General features: G+C 55.2%; 8 protein-coding genes. 6 read left to right on the top strand and 2 right to left on the bottom strand.

The features are described 5' to 3' along the window. Window positions 1–81 precede the first annotated feature (81 nt). From DNJ95_RS18535 to DNJ95_RS18510, 6 genes are all read left to right on the top strand, one after another. Entirely contained in the window at window positions 82–1,428 is a 1,347-nt protein-coding gene (locus DNJ95_RS18535; RefSeq protein ID WP_131186197.1) for a dipeptidase, read from the top strand. Window positions 1,429–1,430: 2 nt separating this feature from the next. Continuing rightward, window positions 1,431–2,723 (top strand): pyoverdine-tailoring periplasmic protein PvdN, encoded by a 1,293-nt coding sequence (pvdN, locus tag DNJ95_RS18530; RefSeq protein WP_131186196.1) that lies wholly within the window; start codon window positions 1,431–1,433, stop codon window positions 2,721–2,723. 23 nt (window positions 2,724–2,746) lie between these two features. Beyond that, on the top strand, window positions 2,747–3,604 hold the full coding sequence (gene pvdO, locus DNJ95_RS18525) for a dihydropyoverdine dehydrogenase (RefSeq protein ID WP_131186195.1): 858 nt from the start codon (window positions 2,747–2,749) through the stop codon (window positions 3,602–3,604). Between the two features lie 247 nt (window positions 3,605–3,851). Next, window positions 3,852–5,180 carry a lysine N(6)-hydroxylase/L-ornithine N(5)-oxygenase family protein gene (locus tag DNJ95_RS18520; RefSeq protein ID WP_131186194.1) on the top strand — a complete coding sequence of 443 codons (1,329 nt, stop codon included), beginning with the start codon at window positions 3,852–3,854 and terminating at the stop codon, window positions 5,178–5,180. A 113-nt stretch (window positions 5,181–5,293) separates the two neighbouring features. Further along, complete coding sequence (locus DNJ95_RS18515) at window positions 5,294–6,340, top strand: GNAT family N-acetyltransferase (RefSeq protein WP_131186193.1); 1,047 nt, start codon at window positions 5,294–5,296, stop codon at window positions 6,338–6,340. A 255-nt stretch (window positions 6,341–6,595) separates the two neighbouring features. Further along, window positions 6,596–9,022, top strand: coding sequence for a TonB-dependent siderophore receptor (locus DNJ95_RS18510; protein ID WP_131186192.1), 2,427 nt, complete (start codon window positions 6,596–6,598; stop codon window positions 9,020–9,022). Between the two features lie 330 nt (window positions 9,023–9,352). Here DNJ95_RS18510 and DNJ95_RS18505 read toward each other — a convergent pair whose 3' ends face one another. After that, window positions 9,353–10,318 carry an alpha/beta hydrolase gene (locus DNJ95_RS18505; protein WP_131186191.1) on the bottom strand — a complete coding sequence of 322 codons (966 nt, stop codon included), beginning with the start codon at window positions 10,316–10,318 and terminating at the stop codon, window positions 9,353–9,355. A 47-nt stretch (window positions 10,319–10,365) separates the two neighbouring features. Then, window positions 10,366–15,557: non-ribosomal peptide synthetase (locus tag DNJ95_RS18500; RefSeq protein WP_131186190.1), on the bottom strand; the 5,192-nt coding region annotated here is incomplete at its 5' end.

The raw sequence follows: 15,557 nt of genomic DNA, 5'->3' as shown, positions 1-15,557 counted from the left end.
GACTAAATCCCCCCGCCCCCGCCTCGTTCTCCCCAATGATCACTCGCACATAGAGCGACGAGCAGACGCCACGGGAGGCTTATGAACACGCGCCGCACCATCTGGAAATGGTTGATTCCAGTCCTCTTCCTGACCCTGGCTGTCGCGGCCGCGCTTATCTGGTGGTTCGTCATCAGGCAGTCCCTGCCCTACCCGCTGGAAACCACACGCAGGGCGAATGCCCTGCATGAGCAGATGCTGTCGTTCGATGCCCACTTGGATATTCCTCTTGACTACGGCAGCCCTGGCCTTGAAGCCGATCGCGATGGTCATAGCCAGTTCGACTTGGTGAAGGCCGGTAAAAGCAGGCTGAGTGGCGGTGCACTGACCATATGGTCCTGGCCGGAGTTCTGGGCCGGTCCCAATTCACCGCACAGGCCAACTCCCGGCTTTCTGGAAGCCATGCAGAATGAACTGGAAGTGCGCTACCGGATCATCACCGGTATCGCCAAGGACTATCCCAACCAGGCCGGTATCGCCTACACCCCCGCCGACTTCCGCCGCCTGGCCCACGAAGGCAAGTTCGCCATCGTCATCAGCATGCTCAACGCCGCCCCACTGGGCGACGACATAGACAAGCTAGATACATGGGCCGCCAGGGGCGTACGCATCTTCGGCCCCGGCTATGTCGGCAACAACAGTTGGACCGACTCGGCCCGTCCGTTGCCATTTCTCGGGGATACGGAAGATGAACAAGGAGGACTTTCCAAGCTCGGCCGCACCGCAATCGAGCGCCTGAACGAACTGGGCGTGATCATCGATGTATCCCAGATGTCCAGCAACGCACTGCGCCAAACCGCCGAACTGACCCGCGCCCCGATCATCGCCTCCCACAGTGGCGTACGCGGCATCATGGATATTCGCCGCAACCTGAGCGACGAAGATCTCCGGCATATTCGGGATACCGGCGGAGTCGCCCATATCATCGGCTACTCCGGCTTTCTCAAACCATTCTCCCGAGAAACCATCACCCGGATGAACGAACTGCGCGCCAAATACGGCCTGCAGGACATCCAGAACATGACCCAGGTCAGCACCACCACCGACCCGATATTCTCCATCTGGTCCGAAGAAAAGTTCGGCGAATACCTGGGCCCCTTCTACGACATTCTCGGCCAGGAGCCCCGCGCCACCCTGGAACAGTTCGTCGATGCCATTGACTACACCGTGAAAAAAATCGGTATCGACCATGTCGGCATCGGCTCCGACTTCAACGATGGAGGTGGCGTGATCGGTTGGGAGAGCGTCGCCGATAATCGCAATATCACCGCCGAACTGATCCAGCGCGGCTACTCGGACGAAGATATTGGCAAGCTCTGGGGCGGCAACTTCCTCAGGGTGTGGGAGCGGGTGCAGCAATCTGCCAGCAACGCCAGGGAGGCTAAGTAAAAATGAATGATCGACGCAGCTTTCTGAAACAGGCGGGCCTTCTGACGGCCAGCCTTTCCCTCGGCACAGGCCTGAATGCACACATCACTAAAGCCTCGGCAGCACCCGCGGCAGACAAATGGTCGCAATTTCGCCGTCTATTCAGTATCGATGAACGCTATATCCACTTGGCGAATTTCCTCATCGCTCCGCACCCATTACCAGTGAAAGAAGCAATAGAAGCCTACCGCGCAGAGCTGGACGCCAATCCTGGCCTGATGATGGACTATGATCGCCAGACAACCTGGAAAAACGAGCACAATGTCCGGAGCTGGGCGGCACGCTACCTGGAAGTCGAACCCGGCCAGATCGCTCTGACCGGCAGTACTACCCAGGGGCTGGCCCTGGTCTATGGCGGTATCCACATAACCCCTGGACAGGAAATCCTGACAGGAACACACGAACACTCGTCCAGTTATGCCGCCCTGGAGTTTCGTAACCAGAGTGACGGCACCCCGGTACGCCATATCTCCTTGTTCCAGGATCCGCATCAAGTATCCGTGGACGAGGTTCTCGGTAATCTGCAACGCAACCTCCGCCCCAATACCCGGGTTATAGGCATGACCTGGGTCCACTCGGGTAGTGGAGTGAAACTACCTATCAAAGAAATAGGACAGTGGATTCGTGAGCAGAATAAAAAACGCGATAAAAAAGAACACATTCTATTCTGCGTAGACGGAGTACATGGCTTTGGCGTAGAGGATGTCCGTTTCGCAGACCTGAACTGCGACTTTCTTATCGCAGGTACTCACAAATGGCTATTCGGGCCTCGTGGTACCGGAATCATCTGCGCAGCCTCTGAAGAGCTGAATAACATCAGCCCAACCCAAGCCACATTTTCGCCTCACACTAACTTTGGCACGATCATGAGTCCTGGCGGCTACCACGCCTTCGAACATCGCTGGGCCTTGGCCAAAGCGTTCGAACTACACCTGCAGTTGGGCAAGAATGACATCCAGCAGCGTATCCATGCCCTCAACAGCTACTGCAAACAGCGTTTGCAAGAGCTTACCAATGTCGAACTCGTCACCCCACTCAGTCCCGAGCTATCCGCTGGCTTTACCTTCTTTCGTATCGCCGGCCAGGGCGATCAGGAAGGAGTCGGCGCCTACCTGATCGAAAATCGCGTTATCGCCGACGCCGTCGATCGAGACGCAGGCCCTGTCCTCCGCCTGGCCCCTGGACTGCTGAACAATGAAGCCGAAATAGACAAGGTCATCGAACTGTTGAGTCAACGATTTACCGCCTCGATTTGATTCACCTTATTTATGGAGTCCTCATGCGCCTAGTTATTCTCTTCGCACAAACAGCCGTTCTCAGCCTCTTATCCAGCAGCATCCAGGCCCTGAACCTATCGGCTCCAGGCACAGTCCTCCAAGACTGCCCCACCTGCCCGGAAATGGTCGTACTCCCTTCTGGGAGCTTTACCATGGGCAGCCCGGAAGATGAATTGGGCCGTCAACCGGATGAAGGTCCACTGCATCAAGTCACTTTCGCCAAACCCTTCGCCATCAGCCGCTTTCACGTTACCGTCGAAGAATGGAACGCCTATATCAAGGAAACAGGTATAACACTCAAGGATGGCGATAGCCGCCCAGGTCGCGAATGCGTCGCCGGCACTCCTCGTTACGAACAAACCCCTCGTCATCCAGCCGTCTGCATCGACTTCCACGATGTACGCAACTACATCGAATGGCTTGCACAAAAGACCGACAAGCCCTATCGCATGCTCAGCGAAGCGGAGCGCGAATACGCCGCCCGGGCAGGCTCCACCGGTCCCTTCCCATTTCCCTTCGATGAAGATGGCGAATACCAGATCAGCAAACACGCCAACACCTACGGCCCCCGCGACGGCTTCAGCTATGCCGCCCCTGTTGGCAGCTTCCCACCCAATGCCTTCGGCGTCTATGACATGCACGGCAATATCTATGAGTGGATAGAAGACTGCTACCACGACAGTTACAACGGCGCCCACAGCGATGGCAGGGCTCGTCAGGACGGGCAATGTAGTCTCAGAGTCATCAGGGGCAACGACTGGATAGAGCCCCCGGTTTTTTCGCGCTCGGGTAATCGGAATGAACGAGAACCCGGTGTTCGTGGGGATTGGCTGGGATTTAGAGTAGCCAGGGAACTTTAAAAAGTTATTCGCACTGCTTATAGCCAAATAGAGAAACAAGCGCCCAAAGAGCGTCCTAAATCTCCCCCCACCCTCTTCGTCCTCTATTCAGGGTGTGAATGACGATAGCGCAGCGTGATACAGCCGGCTCCAGGTATCGAACGCCATGTGCTCTGCGCCCTCACCGCTTGTGTGCATAACGGCTTATCGACAAGCCGATAAGCCATTCGCTTTCGGACATCGAATCACTTCTGAGGAAAATGCAGACATGACCACGACTACCGCAACTCTCACCCACGACCTTATCGGCGTAGGCTTCGGCCCATCCAATATCGCCCTGGCCATCGCCCTCAAGGAACTATCCCAAGCAGGCGGCAAGGATCTGGACGCCCTGTTCCTCGACAAACAGCAACAGTACAGTTGGCACGGCGACACCCTGGCCAGCCAGAGCGAACTGCAGATTTCCTTCCTCAAGGACCTGGTATCCCTACGCAACCCGACCAGCCCCTACAGCTTCGTCAATTACCTGAAACAGCACGACCGGCTGGTGGACTTTATCAACCTCGGCACCTTCTATCCCTGCCGGATGGAGTTCAACGACTACCTGAGGTGGGTCGCCGAGGACTTTGCCAACCAGGCGCGCTACGGCGAAGAAGTGCTGCGCATCGAGCCGGTCAAAAGCGCCGGCACCATCCAGAAGCTGAAGCTGATTTCCCGCGACAGCAAAGGCCAGGAGCAGGCTCGCCATGCCCGTGCCGTCGTGATCAGCTCGGGCGGCACCCCCAAGATCCCGGAGATATTCACAGCCTTCAAGGATGATCCCCGGGTCTTCCACCACTACCGCTACCTGAGCAGCCTGGAGAAGCTACCCTGCACCCAGGGCAAGCCCATGCGCATCGCCATCATCGGCTCCGGACAGAGCGGCGCCGAAGCCTTTATCGATCTGCATGAAAGCTTCCCGCACGTCAAAGCCGAAATCATCACCCGCGCCTCGGCCATGAAGCCGGCCGACGACACCCCCTTCGTCAACGAGGTCTTCGGCCCGGCCTATACCGACCTGGTCTTCGCCAATACGCCCGAGGGCCGGGAAAAGCACCTGCGGGAATACCACAACACCAACTACTCGGTCGTGGACCCGGAGCTGATCGAGCACATATACGGCGTACTCTACCGCCAGAAAGTCTCCCGCCAGCCCCGCCATGCCGTCCTCTGCCGCCAGCAGGTGGAAGCCGCGGTGGCCACCCCCGAAGGCATCGAACTGACCCTCCGCGACCTGGCCACCGGGCAACAACGCACCCACCGCTACGATGCCGTGATCCTCGCCACCGGTTACGAGCGCCGCTCCCACAAGGACCTGCTGGCGCCACTGGAAGACTACCTGCAGGACTACCAGGTAGATCGCGACTACCGCGCCCTCGCCAGCCCGGAACTGCAAGCCCCCATTTATCTGCAAGGCTTCTGCGAAAGCACCCACGGCCTGAGCGATACCTTGCTCTCCGTACTGCCAATCCGTAGCGAAGAGATCGGCAAGGCGCTGTATCAGAACCTGGGGAAAAACAGGAGCGAACCATTGGCGACGGCATTGGCCAGCGCCTGACCAAAAGGGACAGGGCGGACCTTTAAGGTCTCCGCCCTCACCTCACACCGGAGACTAAATCCAACTGCCGCGTTTGCGTTCTGATGCTATAGCCAGCAGTACGGAACGCCGAGATGAATGCTCACACCATCGCAACTCCAACCCTTGCCAGCCTTTATCCGGAGAGACAACTGCAAGCCCTGCTCTCGCCAGAGAAGCTTGTTGTCACCCTGAACGGGCTGGTAGTACTGGACATCGCTCTCCAGCCAGCTACGCAGGATGGCTCACTCCAGGGAACGCTCGACCACACCGATAAAGTCATGGAACAGGAAGCCATCCTGGCAGCCTGCGAAGGTGCATTTACACAAAACCCAGCACTGGAAAAACTGACGCTCCGCTATCAACCATCAACCGCGATCGACGCTCTCCTAGCCGATGGACTGCTGCACCGCAACGGAGAGAACTCCGTCGCCTGCACGGCACAAGCCCTCTGGCAAACGCCCCAACCCTGGCTTCCCAAGGCCTCATTCGGAGCTACCCCCCAACAGTACGTCATGACTGATGCCAAACGGCATCCGTTGCGACCAGTCCCACAATCCCGCGTACTCTATCGGCGCTTTATCCCCTGGATCGGACAGGCCCTGACCTTCGAACTCACCGACCCGGAGCGAGACCTGGAGGCGTTCAACCGCTGGATGAACTCACCCCGTGTCGCACAATTCTGGGAAGAAGAAGGCAGCCTGGATCAGCACCGAGCCTACCTGCAAAAGCTGCTGGACGACCCCCACGCACAACCGGTAACGGGTTTCTTCGACAACCAGCCATTCGGCTATTTCGAGATCTACTGGGCCAAGGAAGACCGCATCGCTCCCTTCTATGAAGCCAACGACTACGACAGGGGGCTGCACCTGCTCGTCGGTGAAGAGTCCTTCCGCGGCAAGGCCTTCTACACCGCCTGGTTCTCATCCATCTGCCACTACCTGTTCCTCGACGATCCACGCACCCAGCGCATCGTCTGCGAGCCACGGCACGATAACCAGCGGCAGATCGCCAACTTCGACCGCAGCGGCTTCGCCAAGCTCAAGCATTTCGACTTTCCCCATAAACGCGCACTGCTGGTGATGCTGTCCCGGGAACGATTTTTCGGTGATGGCCTTTATCAGCCCTTGAAAAGCCAGTAGCCCCGGTTCCACACCTGCGGCGGCTCCACCACAGAGCCCCCCATGTGTGGACTCGCCGACGAGCCTATCGCACGTAGCACAATCACTGGCGCGCTGGATACCCGCGGACCAGTTGGCACCTATCAAGGGAGACAGCGCCATGTAAATACGACTAATTTTTATTTCTGGCTTGGCCGATTTTGACGTTTAAACGAATCAAAATGGAACAAAACTAGCCTTTCCTAACATCCAATGACGAGAGAAAAGAGCATCGCCATGCCGACACAACATAGCTTGAATCATATGACCAAAGCACTTCGCCTCAGACAAGCATTCAAATCGAGGCTTCCTGCAGTAGCGCTGGCGGCAACCCTCCCCCTGGCGGTACAAGCGCAAACCCAGGAATGGCAACTTAACATCCCCGCCCAGCCCCTCAACCAGGCCCTGCAGGAACTGGCCAGTAAAACCGGCGTACAGTTGCTTTACAACCCGGGGAATGTCGAGGGGCTGCGTTCCACTGCTCTCAATGGCCGCTATCAACTGGCTGACGCGATCAAAACCATTATCTATGGCACCGGGCTAAGTTATGGCCTGAATGGAAATACCGTTACCCTGCAGTTGGCCTCTAAAGATTCCTTGCAGCTTTCAGCAACAGAGATTACCAGTCAGAAACCAGGAGCAGTCACAGAGGGAACAGGCTCCTACACCACCGGTGTCACCAGTACTGCCACCAAGATGAACCTGTCCATCCGCGAAACTCCGCAATCCATCAGCGTCGTTACCCGCCAACGTATGGACGATCAGAACCTGACCAGTATTACCAAAGTACTGGAACAAACTCCGGGCATCACGATCTCCCGAGACGCGTCGGAACGGTTCAATATCTATTCGCGCGGCAATGAAATCACCAAGTACCAATATGATGGGCTCACGACTCACGTGCAGAACCAGACGCAAAACATGACTCAAAACCTTACCGACATGTCTATTTACGACACGATCGAAATAGTGCGTGGGGCAACAGGGCTGATGACCGGTGCTGGTTCGCCGAGCGGTATGGTCAATATGGTACGCAAGAAACCTACCAGGGAATTCCAGGCCAGCCTGGAGGGCAGCGTCGGCCGCTGGGACGACTACCGGGGCCAGGTGGATGTTTCAGGCCCATTGATCGAAAGCGGCAAGCTGCGAGCACGCCTGGTCGGGGCCAAGCAGGACAATGACACTTTCACCGATTATTATAGCCAGAAGAGGGATGTTCTCTACGGTGTGGCGGAGGCGGATATAACGGATACCACGACTGTCAGATTCGGTATCGATTATCAGAAGTATGAAGTCGATGGCCAGACTGGGGTGCCATTGTTTTACACCGACGGTGAGCAGACCAATTTCTCCCGCTCCACCACGGTCGGTTCCAAGCATAGGAACCAGGAATTGGAAACAACCAATTACTTCTTCAACATCGATCAGGCGCTGGCAAATGGCTGGAAGCTAGTGATAGCGGGAAACTATATGGATGTTGATCGAGATATCTCAAATAGTTTTTCCATGAACGCGGGCACAAGCACTGCTGTAGATAGGGAAACAGGCGAGTTTACCGCGAACCGAACAAATAAAATAACCAACCCGTTAAACCAGAAGTCCGCCGCCATAAACCTGCAAGGCCCGTTCTCGCTATTTGGCAGAGAACACCAGGTAATCGTTGGCTATGAATTCAGTCGCTACAAGTCTCATTACGAGTCTTACGGATATGGCTCTACAACTTCCAACCTATCCACTGTACATGAAATACCCCCAGTGCCTAACGATAACCAATACAGCGCTCAAGACTTTTATATCATCCAGCGAGGCTACTATGGAGTTCTTCGTCTCAACCCTGTCGACAAGCTTCACGTCATATTAGGCGCACGCGCCTCCGACTACAAATATGACACTTATTATGATGCGATTGCTTTTGGCTATGGCTACGGAAGCAGCTACGAAAAAACTGGCGAAGTCACCCCTTATGCCGGGTTGGTTTACGACCTGACGCCGGAGCAGTCAATCTACGCCAGTTATACCGACATATTCACCCCCAACAATGTCAACGATATAAGCGGCCAGGTCATCGAGCCCCAGGTAGGCTCGAACTATGAAATCGGCTGGAAGGGCGAGTTCTATGATGGCCGGCTGAATGCTAATGTGGCGATCTACCAGGTAAAGCGTGACAACGCCACCGAGCTCGCGGGCTACAATTCTTCGAACGTCGCTTATTACCGCGCCATCGACGGTATGGAAACCAAGGGCATCGACATTGAAATTGCCGGCGAAGTGCTTCCGGGCTGGAACGTCAGCGGCAGCTATAGCCACTCGAGATCGGAAGACGCCGATGGCGCCCGGCAGACGACAGAGCATCCTCTGGATACCGTAAAGCTATGGAATACCTATAATTTCTCTGGTGAGTGGCAAAATCTCACCATCGGTAGCGGCGCACGCTGGGTATCGAAAACCACCGCATACTATACAAACCTTTCCAGCAAGGCCATACAGGATGATTATGTTGTGGTTGATGCAATGGCACGCTACAAATTCAACCAACATCTTTCAGGCACATTGAACATCAACAATCTTTTCGATAAGAAATACTACACTGCCATCGGAGGCTTAGCTTATGGATACTATGGCGCGCCGCGTAATATTACTTTAGGCGCCAGATACGAATTCTAACCGGCAATCATCGGGATGAGGTAACGGGACAGCACCCGTTACCCCCACCCACGCCACGGAATCTATGGCTATATCAGTCCCATACCCATCACCTTCCTTCAGATAATATTTGCAAAGTTGCGGGACCAGCTCCCTGCAGTCAGTACGGTAGGCTGGCAACACACAATGGGATATCGCTTTTTGCAAATACTCTCTCAGCCCCCTCTCAGTGCTCAGTGCCTGATACTTATCAGCAGGCGATAGTTCTAAGGCGATAGTGCCTCATAGTACTTGACACAGTTGGTGTTCGGCTTGTGGAAGGTATGGCTGAATGGCGTGGAATTCCATACCCTATTTCCAACGAGCCTTTAGCCACTGCGCTGCATCGCTATAAACCGCATCAACCCTGTCGGTCACACCTGCCATTCTTAAAAAATCATGGGTCAAGCCTGTCATAAGCTCGAAATCAACACATCCCCCCTTGCCCCGTAAAAAGTCCGCATAGGCTTTCCCTTCGTCCCGCAATGGATCGTACTCTGCGACTCGTATATAAGCTGGCACTGGACATTCACCAGTAGGCTCCAGCAGGGGAGAAACTCGCCAATCCAGTTTCTGATCGTCCGAGTCTAGATACTGCTGATAGAACCAATCCATTGTTGCACTTTCCAGCAGATACCCTTCCCCATAATTCCGAAAGGACTCATAAACACTCGAAGCATTCGTCACAGGATAAAACAACAGTTGCCCGGCAGGCCTGAAAGTGGACCTCACCTCCCCTTCTCTCCCGCTACCTATTGCCAATAGCGCTGCCAATGTCGCGCCGGCACTGTCGCCCGCGACGATAATCCTTTCCCTGTCCAGCCCCAGTTGTTCAGCCTTCTCCAGTAGCCAGGCAGCCGTATCCTCGGCATCTTCCACTGCCGTTGGAAAGCGGTACTCAGGCGCCAGCCGATAGGCGGGAGCAAGGACTACAAAACCGCTGGCCAGCGCCAGTCGACGGCAGACACAATCATGGGAATTCAAACTGCCCACTACATAGCCGCCGCCATGAAAATAGAGGATGATGGGGCATTCTGCTTTTTCAGACTGGGCTCCTCGGTAGAGCCTGGCCTCGATTGACTCGCCATCCCTCAGCGGCACCCGATACGACCGGATGTCAATATCTTGCGGCGGCCCAGAATCAAGCAACTTTGCGCTCGCTTCAAACTCCGTGCGTGCCTGTTCCACACTGAGCTGATGCATGGGCACAGCTTTGCCGGTCATTTTCCCCAGCTCAACCAACTCTAGAAACGCTTCGACATCTGGGTCCAGAGGCATACTCAGCTCCATCAAGAGCCAGCCGGGAAAGGCTGGCGTCAGATCAATTAAATTACTTGTTCAGTATCCATAGTGCACGAAAGTATTTTTTCTTGCGCAGCCAGGAAGTCGGAATGCCTCAAAATGCTGTAATGATCAGTATCAATACAGGAACTCACGGCTTCCATGCTCAAGGTGCTTTCGAATCGTCTGTGCCGAGCATGAGATTCGTCCCGCGCCCACCAGACGTTCACTACCGCTTTTAACATCGGAATGGAAAGAGTCCTTGCAGATAAAGACTTCAACCTCATTCCCACAATAAATGCCTGTGCCAGATCCTCTGCATCGAACTCCCGCGCCTCCCCGCCGGATGGAGACCCCGATGTAAGGTCCAACCCAGAAAAGAAATCCGCAAGGGGCTTCAACGCGGGCTCGCTGACTTTATCCCATAAGGCCAAGGGTATTTCTTCCGCCATACGCCCATATAGGGAGTAAATAAAACCTTGCAGATCGTGCTGCCAGTCACGCTCCTCTCCATGCGCATCCTCATTAATTTCGGTTTCAGGTGGGATGAAGCTATCAATTACTGACAGAAACTCTACTTCCTGTCCCTGCTGCTCGAGTTCCGCAGCGACCAGAACAGCAAGGATTCCCCCCAAGGACCAACCCATCAAACGATATGGGCCATAAGACTGAACCTGGCGAATATATTGTGCATAATCGCTGGCCATTGCTGCCAGCGAGTCATCCCGCCAGCCCAAGTCCAATAACATGCGGCACTGCAAACCGTAGACACTGCACAGCCCATCAAGACGACGGGCAACAGGCTCATAGTCGAACACCGTACCAAAGCCTGCGTGAATGCAGAACAGCGGCGCTGTCGACGCCACCTGCCGGTTGAGTAGCAACAGTGGGTTCAGCTGTACCGCACTATCGCTGAAGCCGGAAAGCTCCGCGATCGAAGGACGGGCCATCAGGTCACGCAACTTCAATTCGAAACCTTCAATTTTCAGCGCCCGGACCTTGGAGATGACTTTCAGGCTGCGCAGCGAATCACCGCCCCGCTCGAAGAAATTATCGGTCACACCGACCCTCTCGACGCCGAGCACTTCGGCCCAGATATGCGATAGCTGTTCTTCCAGTGCATTGCGAGGTGCCACATATAATTCGCCTCTGCCGCTGAAGTCGGGCTCAGGCAGGGCCCTGCGATCCAGTTTTCCATTGGGACTCAAAGGTAAGGTGTCGAGTACTATGATCTGCGCCGGCACCATATAGTCAGGCAGGCACCCGCGCAGAGACTCTCTCAGCGTCTCGTTCCGTCCCAGATGCAGGTCATAAGCAGTGACATAGCCCACCAGTTGCCTGTCTGTCTCGCTGCCACAGACAACGGCCACTGCATCCCGCACATCTGCCTGTTCACGTAAACGCGCTTCTATTTCACCCAGCTCGATACGGAAGCCACGGATCTTGACTTGTTGATCGAGGCGTCCGAGGTATTCGTAAACCCCATCGACACGGCGCCGGACCAGGTCGCCTGTTCGATACAGCCGACCGCCGACTGAAAATGGATCGGCCACGAAACGCTCGGCACTCAACCCAGGGCGTGCGTGGTAGCCGCGCGCCAATCCTTGGCCGCCAATAAATAGCTCGCCAGCAACACCCTCGGGCAGCCTGTTGAGTTGCGTGTCCAGAACGTACAACTCACGCGCGCCCACCGCCGACCCAATGGGTGCAACAGGGCCGCCACATTGCTGCTCTGCATCGACTTTCCAAAGCAACGGTGTCACCACTGTCTCGGTAGGGCCATAGCCATTGGTCAGGTACCGAGGGCGCAGTTCGGACTTGACCAGTTCAAATGTCGCCTCAGCGACCGCATCACCGCCGAAACAATAGGTATCCACCTTGGGTGGCGCTTCATCAGACGAGGCTGCGCACTCGGCAAGCTCCCTCAGATAAGCCGGCGGGAAACAGGCAATGGTGATTGCTTTGTCACGCAGCACCTGCAGTGTCTGCTCAGGCGTCCAGAGTTGTTGATCACGTATGACCATCTCGCCGCCACTGAGCAATATCGATAGCCAGCGCTCCTGGGCCCCATCGAAAGCAAAGGACATAAAGAGCAGTTCGCGGGTCTCCTGGTCCATCGCATACTTTTCGACGATAGCCTGGCAGTGCATGCTCAATGGGCCATGGCTTACCGCCACGCCCTTGGGCTGCCCAGTCGATCCAGAGGTATAGATCAAATAGGCCAGACTGTCGGAACTGAGTTCGGTTGCGTGCCAAGCAGAGGGAAAATCACACTCCAAAAGCCGGTCAATTTCCAGAATATCTATGGCATATGTATCTCTGAATCGCGCTCCAAGGGAAGAGTGAGTAAGCAGCAACGACATTTCCGAGTCACGAATTATCCACTCAAGACGTTCGGCCGGGTAGTCGACATCCAGCGGCACGTAGGCGGCTCCCGCCTTGAGCACCGCGTAAAAAGCAACGATGGATTCCAGCGAGCGGTTCAGCACCACCCCGACACGACTTTCCAATCCGATACCCCGGGCTCGTAGAGTGTTGCCAAGTTTCTCAGCGCGCTGTTCCAAGTTTTTATAAGTCAAGCTCTCCCCTGCGCAACTCACGGCAATAGCTTTAGGTGATCGCTGGGATTGAGAAGCAATAAGCTCAACTAGTGATTGGACGCCCACAGAACTACTTGTTCCGAGTTCTTCTGTCTCGGGCAATATAGGTAGGTTACCCAAACACCCATCGGCATTTTCAATAAGCGCCTGTAGCAAATGCTCAAAGGAGCCGACTATACGAGAGACATCCTGGGGGATAAAATGGTCCCGTAGATACATAAACTCAATACTCAGCGTCGTACCAAGGTGTATCGCCAGGTCCATAGCATAGTTTGTAACATCACGGCTCTTTACTTGCCCAAAGCTGATGCTTTCTGCAACCCCCTGTTGTAAACGCTCGTCGATTGGATAATTTTCGAAGACGATAATACTGTCAAATAGCGGCTGCCCGGCGCGCCCCCCCCAACGCTGGATATCCGCCAGGGAGGTATGCTCATAATCCCGGACGCCCAGATTATAGTCCTGCAACTGTTGCAGCCACCGACTCACCCGCTGCTCTGGCAGTATTTCCTGAATAATCGGCAGCGTATTGATAAAGAGCCCAAGCACTTTATCAATACCCGGCAAGTCCACGGGGCGGCCAGATACTATCGCACCAAAGCATACCCTAGTTTGGCCCGTATAGCGCTGCAGCAGCAATAACCATACAGCCTGAATAATTGTATTAGGTGTGACTTTCAGTCGCTTCGCAAAACTGAGCAGGGATGCCGTCCGCTCTGCATTCCAACTCAGATACAGCGCCGCATGACCACCAGGAGTCGTATCAGGCTTCGATAAGGCATCAGCCAACAAGGTGGGGCCAGTTAAGGTATCCAGTTTTTCCTTCCAAAAACGCTCACTGGCTCCTGTATCTTGCCGCTGTAACCAAGCCAAATAGTCATGGTACTGGCATACAATAGGCTCAACCGTCCGCCCCGCATAACGTGCCAAAACCTCTCCGATAAGTTGGGAGGTGCTCCAGCCATCCATCAGGATATGATGAGTCGTCCATATCAAGTGTTGATATTGATTCGATAGTTGAATAAGGGTAAGGCGCATCAGGGGCGCGCGTGAAAGCACAAAACCATGCTGGCGGTCTTTTTCCGCCTGCTGGTCAATCAAATCAAGACTTTCTCCATAAACGAGACGACTCCAATCAAGTAGTTGCAGCTCCATCTCCGCCATGCGATGCACAACCTGTAAAGGCTCACTCAACAGGCTCCCTGTATGAAAACTCGTCCGCAATATTGAGTGCGCTTTTATCACCTGTTTCCAAGCGGCAATAAAGCGCTCCATATCCAACCCTTTGACTGGAACACTGGTCTGGTTGACATAGACATCATCCTGAAGACTATGAAACAGAATACCTTGCTGCATCGGTGTCAGCGGGTAGATATCTTCAATTTCCCGCACAGGGATCGGCAAAGCGTCCAGTTGCTCCTGGGTCAGCTTGGCCAGTGGCACATCCGATGGAGTCAAGCCGCTGTTGTCTTCGGCAATACAATGCTCGATCAGTACCTTGAGCTCTTCGGCATAATCATTCGCCAGATGCTGGATGGTTTCTTCCTTGAACATCTCCTTGCTGAAGCTCCAATTCAAGCTCAGCTCGCCACCATACACCCGACCATTGATACTCAACCAGTTGCCCAGCGGGGCTCGTCCGCTCTGGCTTGCTCCTGGGCGCTCTAGCGCAGGTACCAGGAATGCGCTTTCTTCCTCCTCCTGCTCTTGGACAAAACTACTATCGAACTGACCCAGATAGTTGAAGGTGATCCGGGGTAGCGGCAGTGCGGCCAATGCGCGTTTGGCTTGCTCGTTACCCAAGTAGCACAGAGCACCAAAACCTATGCCCTTCTCCGGAATTGCCCGCAGTTGCTCTTTGATCCGTTTAATCGAGCCGTCCAATGCCTGGGCCGGACTCAACTTCACCGGGAACATACTGGTGAACCAACCCACCGTACGGGTCAGATCGATATCCTCGAACAGGTCTTCACGGCCATGGCCTTCCAACTGGATCAGCACGTCATCCTGCTGGGTCCAGCGCGCAATGACACGGGCCAGAGCCGTCAGCAGCAGATCGTTGACCTGGGTTCGATAAGCCGAGGGAGCCTGTTGCAGCAGTTGCCGGGTATGGGTCTGACCCAGACGAGTCTGAGCGTGGCCAGCGCGATGACCTTGCAACGAGCCTTCGCGGTTATCACAAGGCAGATCGATTGGTGCGTTGATCAGTTGACCTTTCCAGTAGCCAAGCTCCTGCTGCAGGGCTTCGCTGTTGGCGTAAGTCTGCAGATGCTCGGCCCAGGCTTTTGTGGAACTAGTTTTCTCTGGCAACTTGATAGGCTGATTGGACTGAAACTGGCCATAGGCCGTTTGCAGATCCTCCAGCAGGATGCGCCAGGACACTCCGTCCACCACCAGGTGATGAATGGCCAGCAACAGCCGCTGGCTGCCATCGGCCAGGCTCGCCAGCACTGCCCGTACCAACGGGCCATCCTGCAGGTTCAAGCTACCCTGGGCCTCTGTGCACAGGGCCTCCAACTGCTCTTCGTTCTGTACGCTCGACTGCCACAGAATCGCCTGTTGCTCGGTAACCGGGCGGTAATGGGCCGCCCAGACCTGGCTGGCGTCCTGGATAAAACTCAGGCGCAGAGCATCGT

It is taken from the genome of Stutzerimonas kirkiae (genome assembly GCF_004327335.1).
Lineage (GTDB): Bacteria > Pseudomonadota > Gammaproteobacteria > Pseudomonadales > Pseudomonadaceae > Stutzerimonas > Stutzerimonas kirkiae.
Note: the sequence above shows the minus strand (reverse complement) of the source record. Positions and strands in the feature narration are given on the sequence as shown.